The organism is Candidatus Kuenenia sp. (genome assembly GCF_027493735.1).
Lineage (GTDB): Bacteria > Planctomycetota > Brocadiia > Brocadiales > Brocadiaceae > Kuenenia > Kuenenia stuttgartiensis_A.
On the sequence record NZ_JAOSKF010000018.1, the window covers coordinates 117,144 to 137,457 of the forward strand.

Here is a 20,314-nt window from a genome sequence, read left to right on the forward strand (position 1 = left end):
ATACGAAAATTTCCAACGGGTTTATATAACGTCTCTGCGCGAAGCATACAATAAAAAATTTTCCTTTCCGAAATATGAAGATTATATCCATTTTACTGCACAATCAGAAATCACTGAACTCACCATCCATAGGTATTATATCTTCAGGTTTTTTCCCTGATTCCCCCTCATCATTTTTGCGAACATGTTTGCGGCCTTTGCTCCCTCCAGCCTTGTAAGCCTCTAGGGCAGGTCTTCTGTGATAAGTGATTTCTTTTTTCAAGGATGTTTTTTTCTTAACCTCCGGTTCCATAGCCTCCTCCCGTATCCCGCCGACCTGTGCTGCGAGTTCGAGCACGACTTCTCTTAAATTCACCGACTGGGAAGATAGTTCTTCGCTGGCGGATGCCATTTGTTCTGCATTGGCTGCATTTTGTTGGGTAACGTTATCTATGGACGTCATAGCTTTTCCTATCTGGCCTACCCCTTCCGATTGTTCCCTTGAAGCCGCTGAGATCTCTCCCATCAAATCTGCAACCTTCTTCGTATCCGTTGCTATTTCCTTCAGCTTTTCTGCAAACACCTCGGTAATCTTTAAGGCGTTGTCATTGCTCTGTACACGCGCATTGATCAGGTCTGCCGTTTCTTTTGACGCCGTTGCGCACCTTTGGGCTAAATTGCGAACCTCGTCCGCAACCACGGCAAATCCCTTCCCGTGTTCACCGGCCCTTGCGGCCTCTACTGCGGCATTCAGCGCTAAAAGGTTTGTCTGGAACGCTATTTCGTCAATCGACTTGATAATTGCAAGAATTTGATTATTTCCTCCATGCAATTCACGCATAATTGTCTGCAATGATTTCATCGTCTCGTGGCCTTCCTCCGCCGAAGATTTTGCCTTGACCGTCAAATGGCTTGCCTCTTCTGCATTATCTGCATTCTTTGCCGTCATCGAAGACATTTCTTCTATTGAAGCGGAAGTCTCCTCCACGGAAGCTGCCTGCTGCGATGCCCCATCGGCAAGCGACTGGCTTGAAGAAGATATTTGCGATGACGCCGCAGCCACTTCTTCCGCTCCCGCATTCAGGTGATTAACCGTCCTTTTCAATAAAGATACAACCCCCTTGGTAACGAAGAATACCACACCACTAATAAGAAGGACAAAAATCCCGTTTCCCAGAATGCTGAAATTTCTGTTTGCCGCAATTGCCGCATTTATACTGTCCATAGGCGCCACCACGCTTATTCCGCCCCTGATTTCTCCAAGTTTGTACCCTTCCATTTGCCTTCCCGATATGTCTTTGCCATCTCCCGTAGGGCTTGTCTCCGGATATCCATGACATACAAGGCAGGCTTCTGTAATTTTTAGTGGTACCATAAGGCGGAATATTTGCGACGCCGCTCCCAGGTTCCAGTCTTCGATGGTTATTTCTGAAATCTCTTTTAAATCAGGATTTGCGGCAAAGCGTTCTAACTGTCTGGTTTCCCACGCATCGGGTTTATTCGATGGATTTCTGTATTGCAGGCTTGTTTGCTTCATTTTGTATATGGTAGTCTGGCTGAAGTGCTCTGCCACTTCACGACCAACCACTGCGGGGATTACCCCTTTGAATTCGAAGTTGCCTTTGGAATCATTGTTTATGGCCTGCTGTTTTGTCGCAATCACCTGCCGGACAGACATAAGCTGATTCGCCGCCATACGCGCCTCCTTTTTTACTTCCTCCAGCATTTGCGCCTTTTCCCTCTTCATGACAATCACCGATAAAATACCGGATCCTATCGCGATTGAGATAACTATTGTCACGATGAGCCTTGTCATTATCGTCATTTTGCCGAACATTATAATCCCTTTCTTTTGAAAAATTTTTATTATGTTTAACATATTTCTGTAAAATTGCTCGCCATGCAGACTTCTTCCTGGCGTAATATCTTGTCAATATCGAGTAGTATTTTGACCTTATTTTTTATCTGTGCAATGCCTAAAAAAACATCGGTATCTATGTCCTGCCCAAAGTGCGGAGAAGGTTCCATGTCTTCTGTGGCAATATCAATGACTTCCGATACTGTGTCTACAATGACGCCCGTAAGGGTATTGTTTACTTCCACCACAACAATGCAGGTTTCTTTCGTGTGTTCCTTTTCCGGAAACCCGAACTTTAACCTTAAATCAACTACGGGAATTACCTTTCCCCTTAAATTAATTACGCCCTTAATATAATTTGGCGATTGAGGCACAGGCGTTATTGCCATGACGCCAATGATTTCCCTTACTTTTAAAATCTCGATACCATATTCTTCATCGCCCAGAACAAAAGTTAAATATTTTCCTTCATGAGAAGCCAGACTGGAAATTTCGGCAGGTTTTTGCTGACTAAGAACACCTTCCATAATTCTCCTCCTATAAAAAGTAAAACGTTTGGTTTTTGTATATTAGTTAAGAGCAAGATTCATAATGCCGCCGACATCCAATATAAGCCCTACCCTTCCGTCCCCAAGTATGGCACTGCCGGAAACCCCTTTGACATTGCGGAATTGTTCTCCAAGGCGTTTGATGACAATTTGTTGTTGCCCTATTAAATCATCGACAAGAATCCCACATCGTTGCCCTTCACTTTCAACAATGAGAATAATGGCCTCCCATGGGGCGTATTTTTTAGGCTCTACATTATACCACTGGTGCAGCCGTACCATTGGCAAAATATTGCCCCGCACATTTATTACTTCACCGCGCTGTTGTATCGTTGAGATATCATCTTTTTTCGGGCGTATGGATTCTTCTATAGAAAGCATTGGAACGATATATTTCTGATTCCCTACCTGGACGATCATTCCGTCAATGATTGCCATTGTCAGGGGAAGTTTGATAGAGATTTTCGTGCCTTTGCCTTCTTCTGAAGAGATTTCGACCTTGCCGCGCAGGCGTTCAATATTTTTCTTAACCACATCCATCCCTACGCCGCGTCCTGATATATCGGTTATCTTCTCAGCAGTGGAAAATCCTGCGGCAAAAATCAAACCGAAGATTTGTTGTTCAGTAAGAGTGGCGTTTTCACTCATTATTCCTTTTTCAATGGCTTTTTTCAGTAATTTATCTTTTCGTAAACCCCTGCCGTCGTCTCTTATTTCAATAAAAATGTTCCCCCCTTTGTGAAAGGCATCAAGATACACATGTCCCAAGGCAGGCTTTCCCGCGGCAATCCGTTCTTCTTCCGGTTCGATTCCATGATCTACCGAATTTCTAAGAATATGTACCAGCGGGTCTCCAATTGATTCAATTACCGATTTGTCTAGTTCAGTCTCTTCTCCGGAAACTTCCAGCTTTACCTTTTTGCCGGCTTTTTTGGAAACATCACGGACGAGCCGCGACATTTTCTGGAAGGTTGATTTAATGGGAACCATTCGTATTGACATTACCTGATCTTGTATGTCTTTTACTATCTTTCCCAGGTGTGAAATATTTTTATTTGATGTGCTGTTCGTGTTTTCCAGAAGGTCTTTTATGAGGGCGTTGGCGATTACCAGTTCGCCCACAAGGTTTACAAGGCTGTCTATTTTTTGTATATCGACCTTGACCGTTTCTGAGACTGGCGCTGTTGCCGGCAAGGTTTTGAGGGCGCTGTCTATAGTTTCTTTTGTGACGATGCCCTTTTCAACAATGATTTCTCCTATTTTTTTTTGCTGTAGTTTTTCCTGTTCCTCTAATGCCTTGTCAAGGTCATCTTCGGTAATTTCCCCTTTTTCTACAAGTATTTCACCTAAGTGCTGCGGTTTTGAAGGTGCGCTTTCCGTTGCTTTCTGTCCTACGAGGGCATTTTTTATTTTTACAATAACCGGGGCGTAATCTACAATTTCGTCCGAAACGTCTATTTTCTCGACTTTCTTTGCAACAAGCCCCCTTAATCTTTTCAGTATGTCCACGCCTTCGTACAATATTTCTATGATTAACGGGGTTATTTTCAGATTGCCCTTTCTTGCTTCGTCAAGAAGTGTTTCTAGTTCATGGCTTACTGTACCCATATCCTTCAATCCTAAAAAGCCGGCGCTTCCTTTCGTGCTGTGAATAGGGCGGAATATTGTGTTGATAATATCCGTATTGTCCGGGTTTTCTTCTAATTGGAGGATTTGTGATTCTACCGATTCCAGATGATCCCCCGATTCTGTCAGGAATTCTTTGACAATTTCCGGGTCATCCATTAAAAAAGAGGTATCTTCCATATTCTTATCCTTAAAAAAACAACTATCGGTTTGCAGGGATTTTTAAGCTTTTATTAAGCATATGTTTGTTAATTTTTTCCATTAATTTTTGTCTCGTTACCGGTTTTACTATAAAATCAGCAGCGCCTGCCCTTACGGCGCGTATTACATTTTCCTGCGTAGGGTGGGCGGAGCAGATAATAATAGGCACATCTTCAACCATTGCATTTCTTTTAATTCTTTCGCAGAGGGTAATTCCGTCAACTCCTGGCATGTAAATGTCCATTAATACCAGATCGATATTGGTTTTCCCCAGAGTTGAGAGCGCATGGCCCGGATTGTCTGTCACCAATACTTTATAATCATTACCGAGTAATTTTCTGATGATTCGTAAATCGGTGTTTGAATCGTCCACTGCAAGTATTGTTCCCCGATATTCTTTGTTTTCTTCCTCAATGATTTCCCCGAAAAATTCTTCTCCGATCAATTTAGGGACACATATAATAAATTGATCATCGTCAAAACCCATTATTCTTAAAGAAGTAGAGAGGAAAAGGCATTCTTCGTTAAGGATGTCGTCTTTTAATACGGTGGTCATATTTTCTTTGTTTATTGGCTCTACCGATAATAATTTCAGGTGAATCGGTTTGGGTAATTTCAGGCGTAGGTCATTATCTAAAATACCGCATACCTGATTCGAAAACTCTTTGAAACCGTCCGCGCAATCAGCATCGAAATTTTCCTTATTAGCATTTTCCTTTATTGCTTCATCTTCGAGAAGCAGGAGAATGTTACCAATTGTTATCGCTAGTTTTAAAGATAAAAGTAAATATATTTCGCCCTCATAAAAATCCTCGACAATTATTTTTGATAACACAAACTTTGCATTGGCATTTTTAATAAAAGTTCCTATGGTGGTAATTTTTAAAACAGGGTTAATGAGAAAAAATTGCTTGTTTGTTAATTGGCTGCATCCTTCGCAAACGCGCGGAAATGTACTAACCCACGTTTTCTCAAACTGAGACGCGGGCGCCTTTTTCTCTGATTTATCGGCAGGTTTTTCCATAAGATAATAGGGAAAATAAATTATTATTTTGACTCTTTCAACAGCAAACCTACGCCAAATTTTTCTTTTTCTGCGCTAAAATACGTCATCAACCATGGGTCCTTGCTAAAGCATGACAAGGCGGTGTCTGATACGGTAGGCACGTTGCCGACCGCTGTAATGGAAAGGCCTTCACCCGCTATTACAATGGGGATAGAAAGGTGCATTTCGCCATATTTTTCTGACATTTTGGTCTTAATATTTCCGGCGATCATATTAGATACTTCTCCGACGGCATCTTTCACGTCGTTATTGAATTCCTCCAGTTCCATCATTAACATGCTGGAGGCTACTTTTAGCGCAAATTTTTTTGAACAAAATATACCGACTACCCCGTGATACTGGCCTGTAAAGCTTACCATGCCAATAACATCAGTTTTAATCTGTGTTTCGTCAATGAGCGAAGCATCTCCATAGTTTAAATCCAGCATAATCATTGTTTCAAATAATATTTTCGTTGTTTCCTTAATATCTAAAGTAATCCCATCCATGATCCCCTTAAGATCCATTGTGTAAGCTCCTTTTGATTTCTTTTTCGGTTTTTTTAAATTGCCCGGGCGCAAATAGCTATTAAGAAGGTACTTTTCTATTTAATTTGTAAAAAAGCACCTAATTTGGTTTTTAATTGGTCAGGGGTGAATGGTTTTGTGATATAGCCATTAGCACCACTGCCTGTAGCCTCTACTACTTTTGCGTCACTGCCTTCAGTAGTACACATTATAATAGGGGTCTGGTTTCCACTGCCCCTGAGTGCCTTCACAAATTCAATACCTGTCATATTGGGCATGTTCCAATCACAAAGAATCAGGTCAATGCTGCTATCTGCGGCAATTTTAGCCAGAGCTTCTTTTCCGTCTCCTGCTTCCACAAATGAATCAACCATCAAACCGGACTGTTGAATGTTTCTCTGGATCATTTTGCGCATTACGGAGGAATCATCAATTATTAATACTTTTGGCATAACACTCTTATCTCCTTCTGTTAAAGATTAAAATGAATATATTTCTTATAGTAGACAGTAAGTTACAGCAGTATATATTATCAATCTGTAAAAACCTCTTTTTTTGTAAGTTTTTGAGTACGTCCAATAAACGGAAAATATTCAAAAAGACAAAAACCAAATCTCAAATTAGTTGCGCTAAGAAGTTAAATTAAAGGCGGCATTATACAGAATTAAGGTAAAGATTTTAAATAAAATTTAGGAAATTCCAGAGCTTCTGAAAATCGTGATACTATTTTTGACATGCAGGAAATGACAGATAAAATTACCATCCCTTCGATTTAATGCACGACACGAAAAATCTGAGTGTTTCCAATCCGTTTCTTCAAAAGATACGGCAGTATTATAAATAATATTAACGGTTTATTTTTAATTTTCTTGAAAGGTTTATAGAAATTTGTTTTATTAACACTTATGGAAATAAATAAAAATACCGTAATTAAAGACCTTATAGAGGCGCATCCGGAAACACTTGCAGTATTCAAAAAGTATAACCTGGTCATTGCCGGCGGTGTGCGGGGACCTAATGAGCCAATAGCTTTTTTTGCAAAGGCACATGAGGTTGATTATGACACGTTGGTGAGAGAATTAAATGAAGCCATTGAAAAAGGCGGAGGGGAGTATGTTGAACTTCCTCTGTTAGAGGTAGATAAGGTATATGAAAAGTTCGCGAAAGCTGCGATTTTATTTACACTTACCGTAGGGGTAACATTTGGTGCCGTTATTCTTAGTTATATTGCGATTAAATTGAATTTCAACGCAACGCACTATGCCCACATCCAGGCGCATGGTTATGCCCAGTTAGTAGGATGGGTAGGACTTTTTATTATGGGGTTTGCTTTATACATCATACCGAGGGTAAAAAATACCGAACTGCGGCACAAAAATCTGGTAAATGTCTGCTTCGGATTCATCATTATCGGCATTGTTTTAAGGGCCGTCGTGCAGCCTGTTCCGTATAGTTCTGTAAGATTCCTGCTTCCTGCATCCGCGATGTTTGAGATTGGTGCAGTCCTGTTGTTTTCCTTCATTCTTTTTAGTACGATATCTTCCAGTCAGGAAAAGGTCGGCATATTCGACAAATTTTTCAAGGCAGGACTACTGTGGTTGTTGATTTCCTCATTGGTGAACTTGGGGATGGTTTTTTATTTATATAATAAATCGGTTCAGGAGATACCCAAATCAGTTTTTAGCCCCTACGTACATTTGTACCTCTTTGGTTTTGTTTTTATGTTTATTTTTGCTGTCAATATAAGGACAGTATATGCTTTTCTTGACATTAAGCCTGTCCGTGAAAAGGCGATTAACCTCAGTTTTTGGATGCTTAACGCATCCATACCAGTTTATTTTATTACATGCGTTTTTGCCGGCAAAAGTGTCATTGCACTGCGGTTTTCACAATTGGTGGTATTCTTCATTGCGTTCGCCGTTTTTTCATTCATTTACGGTTTGCGCGTCTTTGAGAGGTCTACAAAAGAACTTCATGGTGTTGTAATGGACAGGAGTTATACAAAAACGATACATGCTGCTTACATATGGCTTATCATCAGCATGCTAATACTCATTACCATGCCTTTTTTGCATAATAAAACAGAGATATTAAAGCAATTTCATGGTTCGTTTAATCATGCCGTCACCGTTGGTTTTATTACGATGATGATGATTGGTTATGCTTCAAAAATGGTTCCAACGTTTACCGGCATAAATATGCACAGTATTAAACTTTCACATATTACCTTCATACTTTTAAACACAGGATGTTTTATCCGGGTATTTTCCCAAATGTCCGTCGGGATAAGCGGAGGAAAACCTATTTTTTACGGTATTGTGGGAACATCGGGATGGTTTGAGCTGGCCGCGATAGGTTTTTTTGGATACAATTTGTGGAAGACTATGAACACGAAGGAACAACCTAAGCCTTCTGAAATTAAAAAAATAACGGTAGTCGACAAGGATACGAAGGTATTTGATATTGTGGACCAATATCCTGAAACATTGCAGATATTTCTTGATTATGGATTCAGCCAAATGGCGAATCCTGTTATTAGGAATACGATGGGAAGAGTAGCAACGATTGATATGGCTGCAAAAATGCATAATGTAGATAGAGAAAAATTTATCCAGTCCCTTAACGATAGAATCGCCGACAAAAAATAATCCCTTCCTGCCCCTTTTCAAACCATGGCAAAAGAATCACAAATATCCTTATTAGATTTAACTACGGGTTTATCAGAAACCGTTGATTTGGTTAATCCCGCATGGGTAAATCATCACATGCAAGTTGCTTATATCGCTTTTAGCCTCAGCGAAGAACTGGGGTTATCCATGGAAGAAAAAAGAGGTCTCGTGTTGGCAGGGGCTTTACATGATATTGGATGTTATTGCCGTGCAGAAAGGATGGACCTTCTTAAATTTGAAAGCGAATTTCCTCACGAACATGAAGAATTAGGATACCTCTTCCTTAACGAATTTAAACCATTTAGTTCCATCGCAAATCTTATACGATTTCATCACGTCCGCTGGGATAAAAAAAATAAAATACAGAAATCGGGAAAAAAGGTGCCATATGGCAGTTATATATTACATATTGCGGACAGGGTTTCTACTTTAATAAATAAACAGGAAGAAATACTCGGGCAGGTGGACAGTATTCGTGAAAAGATAAAGGCACAATCCGGAAAAATGTTCATGCCGGAACTGGTAGATGCCTTTCTGAAATTAGCAGAAAAGGAGTATTTCTGGCTTGAAGCCACTTCGTCACTGCTCTATGTAATTCTGTCCGGCAGGGTAAAAATGCCTTCTATTTCATTGGACATGGAGCACCTTGTTTCCTTTTCTAAGGTATTTTCAAGAATTGTAGATTTCAGAAGCGCTTTTTTTGCCACGCATTCTGCCGGCGTTGCGGCTACGGCTGAAAAATTGGCGCAATTTGTCGGTTTTTCAAAACAAGAATGCCAATGGATGAAAATTGCCGGTTATGTACACGATATCGGAATGCTTGTGGTGCCGATAGAGCTGTTGGAAAAAGAAGAACCGTTAACGGAAGAGGAGTTTGGCATTATTCGTAAGCATCCCTTCTATACGCATCTTATCCTTAAAAGCATCGCGGCTTTCAAGGATATTGTTTCGTGGGCGTCGTATCACCACGAAACGTTATCAGGGACAGGCTATCCTTTCCATGTCAAAGAGGATCTTCTCCCGTTGGGAGCGCGAATCCTGGCAGTTGCCAATGTATTTACCGCCCTCACAGAAATCAGACCATACCGGAATAAATTTTCCGGCGAAACAATACACGAAGAGCTTAAAAAATTGGGAGAAGAATCGAAACTCGATCCCAATATTGTTTCAGCACTACTCTTGCATTTTAATGAAATTAATTCTGCTCGTATTGCCGCACAGGATGAAGCAAGAGAAAAATACCTTAAAACAGAATGCATACTCCTGCACTTCGAATAATAAATATGTAACACTTTAGTTTTTTGAAAAAGGCCAATAATGGCCATGTTTGCCGCATAGTGTTAGGGGCGAAGCATTTGCAGCAAATGCTTCGCCCCTACTTTTTCAAAAAACTAAAGTGTTACATAAATAGTCGGCGGTTATAAGGTATTGGCTCATACCGCATGGACAGAGCGTATGAGAAAATATTTTTATTAAGAAACTATCACCACCGCGACATTTTTATTTCAGATGTTGGAAATGAAAGAAACAACCCTGTCATGGTTAATACTCTGCCGATTTTTGTGGAGGACGTAAGAATAAAATGTCGCTGTAGTACTATTTACTATCAATGGGTTGCAGTTTAATTCTTTTTTCCATGACATTTTTATCCCGCAAAACCTTTAATGTAACACTATCCCCCACTTTGTAGCGGGACAACTCCTTGATGAGATCCTCAGAATTATTCACCTTGTTTCCCTCTACCTCTATAATTACATCCCCCATGAGGAGGCTGCCCGTCCTGTTTCTTTTTGTTCCCTGTAAACCGGCCTTGTCTGCCGCCCCATTTGGAATGACTTCAAGAATACATGCCCCTTGTATTTCAAGCTGTTTTGTAATGTTATTTGGAACAAGGGTAATGCCCAAACCTGGACGTTCTACTTTCCCCCTTGCAATTAATTGAGATACATTACGGTTTATTGTATCAATGGGAACCGCAAATCCAATTCCTGTGCTCGCACCGCTTGGACTCATAATTGATGTGTTCATTCCGATAACTCTTCCAAAGGAATCCAGCAAGGGGCCTCCTGAATTTCCAGGATTAATAGCGGCATCTGTCTGAATAACGTCAAAAATGGTTCTTCCCGTCATCGCCTCAATCGTTCTTCCAAGCGCGCTGATAATCCCTGTTGTAAGGGTCAGATCCAGACCGAATGGATTGCCGAGCGCCAGTACTTTCTGGCCCACCTGCAGATCGGAAGAAGTACCTATGAGTACAGGTATCAGTTTTGTTTTTGGCGCATTGATCCTAAGCACCGCAATGTCATGGTCAGGGTCAACGCCCACGAGGCGGGCATCCCACACAGAACCATCGTTCAACGTCACATCTATTTCATTCGCATTGTAGATAACGTGAAAATTAGTTACGATATGACCGTTTTCATCCCAGATAAAACCGGAACCGGCACCCTGCGGAATCTTGAAGACATCCAGTGAGAACAAATCCCTTCGCACCTGTTTGTTTGTAATATATATCACAGAAGAAGAGGTCATCTTGAAAATGTCTATGGTAGCCTGCTCCTCGCTGCTAAATTCACCTGGAGATGGTGTTACAGGACGGAACACTACTTTATCGCGTGATAAACTTCCTGTCGCGTGGTAAAAAAATAATCCTGCTATAATTAAAAAAAAGTAGGGGAGAAATTTTGTGTATTTCTTGTTCATATCGTATCCTTTCAAGGTAGATGAAAATTCCTTTACGGTTTAATTATTTATAATTGTATGATGCTTTGTCAAGCATGGGTTTTGTAACAATTGCAAAGAAGCTGCATTTTTTTCTACTAAAAAAAACACCACTTCAGTGTACAATACAAAAAATGATCATATCTGAATAACAAATAAACTCCTATTTCCAAAGCTGGCATAACCAAAAACAAACAAGGTCAAATCACGAAATACAAAAGGGAAACCACAGATTATACAGATTAAGAAATTCATCACAAACTGACCAATGACCAATAACATGTTACGAATTTTACCATTAACCATACTCATTGTCCTGCCTTTTATTGCCTTCCTCAATTCTCTCAATAACGACTTTGTCTATGACGACGTATTTACGGTCACCGATAATTATTTTATCAGGGATTGGGGAAATTTCCGGGATTTATTTACGTCTGAATATTTTAAACTTTCAGGGGAAGCAACGTATCGTCCTCTTGTAACCATTTCATATTTCATCGATTATTCAATAGGGAAACTCAATCCCATTGGGTATCATCTGACAAATCTTCTATCCCATGCCGTTGCCGTCATACTTGTTTATTTTATAACGTCTGCCGTTATTCGGAAAAAAACTGTTTCATTTATGGCGGGAATGTTTTTCAGCATGCACCCAATCCTGACTGAAACAGTAAACGCAATCAGTTATAGGGAAGACCTCCTTACTACTGTATTTTTTCTTGGCGCTCTTTTATTATTCATTAATTCAACCAAAAATTTCCATAGATACCTCCTGCTGTATCCGGCATCGCTCTTTTTATACCTTTTCGCATTATGTTCGAAAGAAATGGCAATTACTTTGCCGTTGATGGTTTTCCTCTTCGATTGGATATTGGGGGATAGCGCACAAATAAAAAAGAATGCCGTTCGCTATTATATTGGTTTCCTGGCGGTAAGTATTTTTTATCTTCTTATAAGGTTTGTGCTGTTGCATAATCCTGCGGAGGGACAGTTGACCTATCCGGAAGATAGTTTTTTCGTTAATATGCTCACCATGCCAAAGGTGGTTGCCGCATACATAAAACTATTGTTCATCCCAGTACATTTCAACGCTGAATATATGATCGCCCATACAACAACTCCCCTTGCCCCCGCATTTCTTTGTAGTATGGTTTTTTTATGTGTTGCGGGAATCATTGCCTGCCGGTTTTATTTCTATTCGAAACCGTTCTTTTACTTTACGGTATGGTTTTTCGTCACCCTTACTCCGGCAATGAATATCCTTCCTATTGCCAATATAATGGCGGAACGTTATCTTTATCTTCCTTCTGTAGGCTTTTGCATAATTTTAGCATTAACAATACACAGCGCATGGGAAAAGGGCTGTGCATTACTATTTTTCAAAAAAAGTGATGCGGGTCGGAAAACAACAAAAGGGTATTCACTCCTTTCCGGAAGCAAAGAAGCCATGGTGAAACAAAAAAACCTTCCCCAAACCATTATGATTGTTTTATTGATAGCAATCCCGGTAATCCCCTATTCAGTAACAACTATGCATAGAAACAGGTGCTGGAGGGATCAGTTCATCTTTTGGTCAACTACCGTACAGGACTCCCCTTACAGTGCACGGGCGCATAATAATCTTGGAATGATCTATTTCGGGAAAGGAGATATTGATCCAGCACTCCATGAATTTCAAACATCGGTTTCGCTGGAAGCAGACCCTGAATATCGCCACAACCTGGGTATGGCGTATCAGCGAAAAGGCATGCAGCAAGAGGCGATGCAGGAATATTTACTTGTTCTCGGGGCAAATCCAGATTCCGCCCTCACGCACAATAATATGGGCAATATATTTATTAGTTTGGGGAATATCGACGAAGGAATAATGAAATTTAAAGAGGCAATCAGGCTAAAACCGCATTATTATGACGCCCATTTTAATTTAGGGCTTGCTTTATTCAAGAAAGGACTTTTGAATGACTCAATAGAGGAATTCAGGCTTGCTGTGAAGTACGAACCGGACCATCCCGAAGTGCATAGCTGCCTTGGAACGGCATACGCAAATGCCGGTATGATTGAGGAGTCTATCAGGGCATATAATGAAACCTTGCGTCTGCAGCCAAACTATATAACCGCATATAAAAACCTCGGCATGGTTTATCTCACTTATAAAAAAGATATACAAAGGTCGATAGCATATTTCCAGGAATTTCTGAAGCGGAATCCCGACGGTGATGAAGCAGCGGAAATACGGAGAACTATCGAAAAAATTCAAGCTGCGCAGAAAACGAATAAATAATGCGTTGGAGAGAAAAAGAAATTGCATGAAGAAAAGGCTCCGAAATAAATTAGAGGCTGCATATAAAGAGGCAGTTAATGAAGATTATGAATTATACAAGGAATGGGAAGACACTCTTGGTGATGGACTCGAAGGTGGAAAACGCCATAAAGATTCATCTTGCAATTGATTAGTGCCTTAGCAGTAATTTCTTTTTGTTGTATGTTTTGGATTTTATGCTTTGTTATTCGAATTTGTTTCGTATTTCGTACTTCGAATTTCGTATTTTTTATCTCGTGCTTGTTTAGTTCTGGCTATGCCAGTTTAGGATGTATTGATAAAATGAAAGACCGTATTTATTCGGCGTTACAAAAATATTTTGGCTATTCAAAGTTCTATCCGCTTCAGGAAGATATTATCCGGTGGGTGCTGGAGCAAAAAGACCTCTTTGTCCTCATGCCTACAGGGGGCGGCAAGTCTTTGTGTTATCAATTGCCCGCACTGCTTTTCGATGGAATAACGGTTGTTATATCTCCTTTAATTGCCTTGATGAAAGATCAGGTGGATGGATTAACGGAAAACGGCATTTCCGCAACATTCATTAACAGCTCCGTGCATGCCCGCGAGGTTGCGGCAAGAAAAAGGGACCTTTTGGAGGGTAAAATCAAGATTCTTTATATCGCCCCCGAAAGGCTTGCCATGCGTGAATTCCTTCAGTTCCTGCAGGAATTGAAAGTTTCCCTTTTCGCAATAGACGAATCGCATTGTATTTCTGAATGGGGACATGACTTCAGGCCGGAATACCGCCAATTAAAGATGTTGAGGGAGAAATTCCCAAAGACGCCGTTCATGGCATTGACGGCCACCGCCACGCCTTCCGTGCAGAAAGATATTGTAACGCAATTAAAATTGACCGACTACAAAGTCTTTAATGCCAGCTTCAACAGAAAAAACCTTTTTTATCAGATCATACCCAAAGACAATCCATACCACCAGATTCTTTGTGTTTTAAAAGAACGAAAGAAGGAGTCGGGCATCATCTATTGTCAGGGACGTAAAACAGTTGAAAGCCTGGCAGGGAGTTTACAGGGAGAAGGGTATCGCGCCCTTCCCTACCACGCCGGATTGTCCGCTGAAATGAGAACAGAAAATCAGGAGCGTTTTATTCGTGAAGACATAGAGATTATTGTAGCAACCATTGCGTTTGGCATGGGCATCGATAAACCGAATGTACGTTACGTGATTCACTATGATTTGCCGAAAAGCATTGAAGGATATTATCAGGAAACAGGACGCGCCGGCAGAGACGGGCTAAAAAGCGACTGCATCCTTCTCTTCAGTTATGCAGATAAGATTAAGATAGAATATTTTATACATCAAAAGGAGGATGAAAACGAAAAACAGGCGGCATATCAACAATTAAAGGCGCTCGTGTCATATTGCGAAGGCAACGTTTGCCGGAGAAAGATATTGCTCGATTATTTCGGAGAAAAATTTACTACGCACAATTGTGAAAATTGTGATACCTGTCTTAACCCAAAGGAACAATTTGACGGAACAGTTGCTGCGCAAAAACTGTTGTCGTGTGTCTATAGAGTGGGTGAATCTTTTGGCATGCATCACGTTATCGACGTCCTGCTAGGCTCGCAAAACCAGAAAATACTGCAAAATAGCCATACAGCTCTTACAACGTTTGGCATAGGAAAGGAATATTCAAAATCCCAATGGCTAACATTTTCCCGTGAATTGATCCAGTTGGGGTATCTGGCGCAGGAAGGCGACAGATACCCCGTCTTAAAACTGACCAGCCAGAGCCGTGAGGTATTGCAAGGCAAGAAGAAGGTTCTTTTGGTAAAACCAGAGGAAACCGCTTCGTTGGCCGTGTCCGGAGAAGATAAGAATTATGATCTGGCGTTGTTTGAACGTTTGAGGACGCTAAGAAAAACGCTTGCAGACCAGGAGTCTATGCCTCCTTATGTTATTTTCCATGACACAAGTTTAAAGGAAATGTCGATGCGGTATCCACAAACAGCTTCTGATTTAAAAAAAATCAGCGGTATGGGTGAACTGAAATTAAGAAAATACGGAGACCTTTTCTTAAAAGAAATATGCAATTATTGCAGACAACACCAGATAACGCCAAAAGAGGCGAACTCCAGACGGCAGGCAACCTTGAGGAAACAAATGAAATCTCCCACTGTTTACACAACGCTGGAACTCTATAAAAACAATCTTTCGCTTCGGGAAATAGCCGGGAAAAGAGGCCTTGCAACATCTACAATCGCCACTCATCTTGAAACGCTTATAATCGCGGGAGAAGATGTCTCCATAGATAAATTTGTTGCTCCGGCAAAACAGCAACGAATCCGCACGGTGCTGGGAGAACTGGGTATGGAGGCGTTAACCCCTGTTAAAGAAAAATTAGGAGAAGAGTATTCCTACGATGAAATAAAATTAGTCAGGGCAAAGATACGATATTCTATGGAAAAAGGGGATTGATAGTAACTTCTCAATAAGTTGGTAACACTTTAACCTTTCGAAACTGGAAATTGTCATTTGTAGTACGACGAAACTCGTCGCACTACATGAGAATTTAGTGGGCTGAGATATCAGGTAAGGAACAAGCAACGACCGTTTATAACAAATGCTTCGCCCCTACACTATTCAATACACTTACTGCCCGTGAATCAGTTGTAATAATTGTTCCGTAGTAATTTTGCCGCTCATATCGCTTCCTTCGAGAAGGCTGTCGGCCAATTCCCGTTTGTGCTGATGAAGGTTGACTATTTTTTCTTCTATAGTTCCCTTTGTTACCAGACGGTAAATCGTAACCGGGCGCTTTTGCCCTATCCGGTGCGCCCGGTCTGACGCCTGATCTTCCACTGCCGGGTTCCACCACGGATCCATATGAATCACATAATCAGCAGCCGTCAGATTCAGACCAAGCCCTCCGGCCTTTAGGCTAATCAGGAATAATTCTCCTTCTCCCGACTGAAACGCATCTACACTTCTTTTGCGTTCTTTCATCGGCGTGCTGCCGTCTAGGTATTGATAAGAAATATTAAGGCCTTCCACATATTCTCTGATAATCGCCAAATAATCAACAAACTGGCTGAATACCAACGCCTTGTGATTGTTTTCCATAAGTTCCTGTACAACCTCTCCAAACAATCTGATTTTTGAGCTTTCTAAAGAATGGCCGGGAACAACAAGCCTGGAATGGCAGCATGCGCGGCGAAGTTTCATGATTTCCGCCAATACCCGCAAATATCCTTCTCCTTTTCCGAAATCAAAAGATTCGATGTTGTCTATTGCTTTTTGCCGCAATGCTTCATAGAAGGCGGATTCTTCAGGCGTCATCTCCACCGAAAGGGTGATTTCCGTTTTAGGCGGAAGTTCTTCCAATACCTGTGCCTTTGTTCTCCTTAAAATGAACGGTTGGATAAGTTTCTTTAACCGCAGTCTTGCCTGGTGACTTTTGTCCCGTTCTATGGGAATTGCATATTTTTCGTTGAATCTTTTTATGCTTCCCAGCAGACCTGGATTAATAAATTGAAACAGATTCCACAGTTCTCCCAGATGGTTTTCAATTGGCGTACCGGTAGTAATAATTTTAAAATCCCCTTTCAGCGCCATCGCCGCCTTTGACCGCTTGGTATTGGAGTTCTTTATCGCCTGGGCTTCATCCAGTATGATAATCGTCCACTTTTTGTCGGCGAGTATTTTTTCTTCCTGTTGCAGCAAGCCATAGCTGCAAACAAGCAGGTCAAAAGGCCCCTGTTTTTTAATGGCCTCTTTTCTGTCTTTTTCTTCCCCGAAAATAGATACGTTAAGCGTAGGGGCAAACCGGCTGGCCTCAGATATCCAGTTCATACAAACGGAGGCCGGGGCAATAACCAGCGACGGACCTTCCTTTGCATGTTCAAGGATTACCGTTAAGGCTTGAATGGTTTTACCCAACCCCATATCATCTGAAAGGCATGCGCCTACCCGCCAGTCAGACAGGCGTGACAACCATTGAAATCCTTCCACCTGATAATTTCGTAAATCCGCCTGCAGGGTGGTAGGCACTGCAGGAATTCTCTCCCGTACTTTTTTTAAACGGGCAATGTTATCGTTCCACGCTTTATCAACCTTCAATTGTTTGATTTCTTCCAGTGTATCTTCCAGAGCCACTGTGGCTAAGGGGTGGAATCTTATTTCGTCTTTGCCTCTCTCTGCAAAAGCATTCATTTCTTCAAGGCGTTTGCGAAATTGTTCTGCAAGCGCCAGAAATTGGCCATCCTTCAATTGAATAAACCGGGTGGAGCCATTATCGAGCAAGTCCAGCAAATCACTCATTTTAATGATTAAATCGTCGTCAATTTTTAATTCTCCTGAAGCGGAAAACCAGTCATTTTCATGGCTGATATTCATACTAAACTGCGGAAATGAGGCGACAGCCAGTATTTTTAATTTTTCTCCTTCCGGCCACTCCACTGTAACCCTGTCTTTAACCTCATACAGTTCTGACAAAATCTGCAAACAATCTTCGTTGTTATTAAAAAGCCATGCCCATTGGGTATTGCCTGATTGCTGCAGCGACGGACACGCATTTATTATATTTTCCGCATTGACCTTCTCAAGTGAAAGATCACGGCTGCTTTGCACACGCTGTTGGTTGATTTCTGTAAAAACGTGTTTCCCCCCGGCACCCGGGTTAAAATAAGGTGGGGAGGTTACAAACGGCTTTACAAATATTTCAAGTTTAAAACCATGCCCCACCGGAAGTAAGTGGATATATGTATTTGCACTTGCCTCGATTGTTGGAATAGTTTCATCCGCACCTTCAATGAAAGAGTGAACGGTTATAAGGGAGGAAATTCCGCTCACTGCCTTTATCAAATCTTCTTTTGCCTTAGCGGGAATCGAAATTTGCCGCTTACCCATAAACTTTGCTATCCGTACATGTTCATCCTTTATCTCAACAATCTTATACCGTGTCGGCGATTCTTTAACGACTTCAATACCAGTGTCTTTAAATGTTTCCGAAAACTGCAGGCTGTATCCCCGCTTTGTCTGTCCCACAATAAGTTCCGGCTCTCCTTTTACCAAATCAACGGCAATATGCGGCGAATCCTCCAGAAATACCAATGGATGTCCGACAAGTGCAAGAAGGGCTTTCTCATGATTTTCACTGTAAAAATGGCCATAGTAGTCCATGTTTGATTTCGGCGTTTCAATAAAAACCTGCACTACTTTACGATCTTGCGAGGTCATATAATCCAGTCCTTCCAGGAGGTTTTTATGCGAGACTCTTTTGCCGGCGCTCCACTTGCCGTTTTTATTGAGCCTCTGCCCTTTAGGGGTTATCTGAATATATTTTTTGTCCAGGGAAACCATCCAGACCAGCCTGCATTCCCTGGAAGAAGCGTTGGTTTTCTCTTTTAAAGATAAATCGATTAACGCATTCAGCATTTTTTCCCAGTCTTCTTTTCGATGAATACTATCAGTAATATCCTGAATGCCTGTGGACTCCGCCAATTGGTCGCAGGTTCGTTGAATTAATGCGTTTTTCTTACTTTTTAAAAAAAGACGGCCATGAACAAGGGCGGGTAGAAAAAAGCCGTTCTTATTAGCGATCTCAAAACGGCTTTTGTTTGTTTTCGCGTGTAACTTCACCAAATCTTCGTCAATCCAGTATGCCGCCAATTCATAAAATAAAGCAAATACGCTGTTCTTGTGGAAGTGAGAAAAAATCCCGGAAAGTATTTCCTTTGCTTCGGGAATTAAATTATTTTGGGCAATAATTGCGGCGTAGATACATCGTTTGCACATATTTGTTAAATTTTCGGGTTCATTCCTTGTCCCCCACGCCAGTAATTCCTTTGCCAGGCGCAGGTCTTCCGGCTGCCCTGATTTCGCAAGCGCAAATAAATAAAATAATCCTAATATTTGTGTGAAAAACCCAATTTTCTTTATCATTTTTTTTTGGAAAGCTTTTAATGCCTGATCATATATTGCCAGAGATTTGCTGTTTTCCCCTTTTAAAAATGCCACACACCCCTGTGCAAGCATTAAATCCATATATCCAAAGTCTTTTTGAACAATATTCTCAGCCTCCGTCAGATTACCGCGGAATATGAGATACATCGCATAAATATTTCTTATGATTACATATTCACGTTCATCAACCGTACCATACTTTGCCAAAGATGCACATTGCTCTTCAGAAAGCGGGCGATAGCTCATGATGGCATGATCCACCATATTTTGAAAAACAATTTTTTTTATGGCCGGATGCAGCGAATCAAACATTTCTGCATGGAAAAGCGGGTTGGTACAGACGTCCACCACCACTTTTTTCGCATCAAATCTTTCTCCATAATAATTTGCACTACGATTCAGATTTTCCACGACAATATCAGCATTGCCTGTATATAGCCCAATGCGAATTTCACGGACAATAAGCTGGCTATCGATATAGACGTACGGCGGTACCGGCACGCAACACTGCACAGCGTCAACTAATTCTCTGAAATAATCGTTTTTCGAGATACGAGCCAAAATCTCATCAACCAAAACTGATTTGCATTGTACCACACCTGTTCCCACAGGCCCGATTAAGTCGAACTTTGCGAGCCTGTCTAAAGCATATTTAAAATCCCGCATATTAAAAAGGTCTTTATTAATAATTGGCAGCCCCTTTGTCCTCCTCGCGACTGAATAAAGATTCCCCTGTGTCATTGGTGCATAATTAATGGCTAGAATCTGTAACAAAGACTGCTCAATCGAATTAAGTTGTCCATAAATGTCAGAGAAATTCTGCGGTAACTTTTGACTCATAACTGCCTTTTGTCTTTTTAATTAATTGAAAAATATACACCAATTCAAACGCTAA

General features: G+C 41.1%; 13 protein-coding genes. 5 read left to right on the forward strand and 8 right to left on the reverse strand.

Going from position 1 to position 20,314, the window contains the following annotated elements:
* Nucleotides 1–103 precede the first annotated feature (103 nt).
* The 6 genes from M5U24_RS08985 to M5U24_RS09010 form a co-directional block, all read right to left on the reverse strand.
* Nucleotides 104–1,816: a methyl-accepting chemotaxis protein gene (locus tag M5U24_RS08985; RefSeq protein WP_164995410.1), complete on the reverse strand. Its 1,713-nt coding sequence runs from the start codon at nucleotides 1,814–1,816 to the stop codon at nucleotides 104–106.
* A 35-nt stretch (nucleotides 1,817–1,851) separates the two neighbouring features.
* Nucleotides 1,852–2,364, reverse strand: a complete 513-nt coding sequence (locus M5U24_RS08990; protein WP_099326041.1) for a chemotaxis protein CheW — start codon at nucleotides 2,362–2,364, stop codon at nucleotides 1,852–1,854.
* Nucleotides 2,365–2,406: 42 nt separating this feature from the next.
* On the reverse strand, nucleotides 2,407–4,191 hold the full coding sequence (locus M5U24_RS08995; RefSeq protein ID WP_099326040.1) for a chemotaxis protein CheA: 1,785 nt from the start codon (nucleotides 4,189–4,191) through the stop codon (nucleotides 2,407–2,409).
* 22 nt (nucleotides 4,192–4,213) lie between these two features.
* On the reverse strand, nucleotides 4,214–5,236 hold the full coding sequence (locus M5U24_RS09000) for a response regulator (RefSeq protein WP_099326039.1): 1,023 nt from the start codon (nucleotides 5,234–5,236) through the stop codon (nucleotides 4,214–4,216).
* 23 nt (nucleotides 5,237–5,259) lie between these two features.
* Entirely contained in the window at nucleotides 5,260–5,784 is a 525-nt protein-coding gene (locus M5U24_RS09005; protein WP_157820639.1) for a chemotaxis protein CheX, read from the reverse strand.
* A gap of 77 nt (nucleotides 5,785–5,861) precedes the next feature.
* Nucleotides 5,862–6,236 carry a response regulator gene (locus tag M5U24_RS09010; protein ID WP_099326037.1) on the reverse strand — a complete coding sequence of 125 codons (375 nt, stop codon included), beginning with the start codon at nucleotides 6,234–6,236 and terminating at the stop codon, nucleotides 5,862–5,864.
* 453 nt (nucleotides 6,237–6,689) lie between these two features.
* On the opposite strand from M5U24_RS09010, the gene M5U24_RS09015 reads away from it, so the two are divergent.
* Both M5U24_RS09015 and M5U24_RS09020 read left to right on the forward strand, forming a co-directional pair.
* Nucleotides 6,690–8,432, forward strand: coding sequence for a DUF1858 domain-containing protein (locus tag M5U24_RS09015; protein ID WP_099326036.1), 1,743 nt, complete (start codon nucleotides 6,690–6,692; stop codon nucleotides 8,430–8,432).
* Between the two features lie 24 nt (nucleotides 8,433–8,456).
* Complete coding sequence (locus M5U24_RS09020) at nucleotides 8,457–9,731, forward strand: HD domain-containing phosphohydrolase (RefSeq protein WP_099326035.1); 1,275 nt, start codon at nucleotides 8,457–8,459, stop codon at nucleotides 9,729–9,731.
* Between the two features lie 318 nt (nucleotides 9,732–10,049).
* Here the strand turns inward: M5U24_RS09020 and M5U24_RS09025 are convergent, their stop codons facing one another.
* Nucleotides 10,050–11,156, reverse strand: a complete 1,107-nt coding sequence (locus M5U24_RS09025) for a trypsin-like peptidase domain-containing protein (protein ID WP_099326034.1) — start codon at nucleotides 11,154–11,156, stop codon at nucleotides 10,050–10,052.
* 298 nt (nucleotides 11,157–11,454) lie between these two features.
* On the opposite strand from M5U24_RS09025, the gene M5U24_RS09030 reads away from it, so the two are divergent.
* The 3 genes from M5U24_RS09030 (at nucleotide 11,455) to recQ (ending at nucleotide 15,933) form a co-directional block, all read left to right on the forward strand.
* A complete protein-coding gene (locus M5U24_RS09030) occupies nucleotides 11,455–13,455 on the forward strand; it encodes a tetratricopeptide repeat protein (protein ID WP_164995411.1) in 2,001 nt (666 codons plus the stop codon).
* 25 nt (nucleotides 13,456–13,480) lie between these two features.
* The gene (locus tag M5U24_RS09035; protein WP_157820638.1) at nucleotides 13,481–13,624 is read left to right on the forward strand and encodes a hypothetical protein; all 144 of its coding nucleotides are present in this window, start codon (nucleotides 13,481–13,483) and stop codon (nucleotides 13,622–13,624) included.
* Between the two features lie 152 nt (nucleotides 13,625–13,776).
* Nucleotides 13,777–15,933: a DNA helicase RecQ gene (gene recQ / locus M5U24_RS09040; RefSeq protein ID WP_099326032.1), complete on the forward strand. Its 2,157-nt coding sequence runs from the start codon at nucleotides 13,777–13,779 to the stop codon at nucleotides 15,931–15,933.
* A gap of 174 nt (nucleotides 15,934–16,107) precedes the next feature.
* On the opposite strand, the gene M5U24_RS09045 is transcribed toward recQ, so the two are convergent.
* Complete coding sequence (locus M5U24_RS09045) at nucleotides 16,108–20,259, reverse strand: DEAD/DEAH box helicase (RefSeq protein WP_099326031.1); 4,152 nt, start codon at nucleotides 20,257–20,259, stop codon at nucleotides 16,108–16,110.
* Nucleotides 20,260–20,314: the final 55 nt, after the last annotated feature.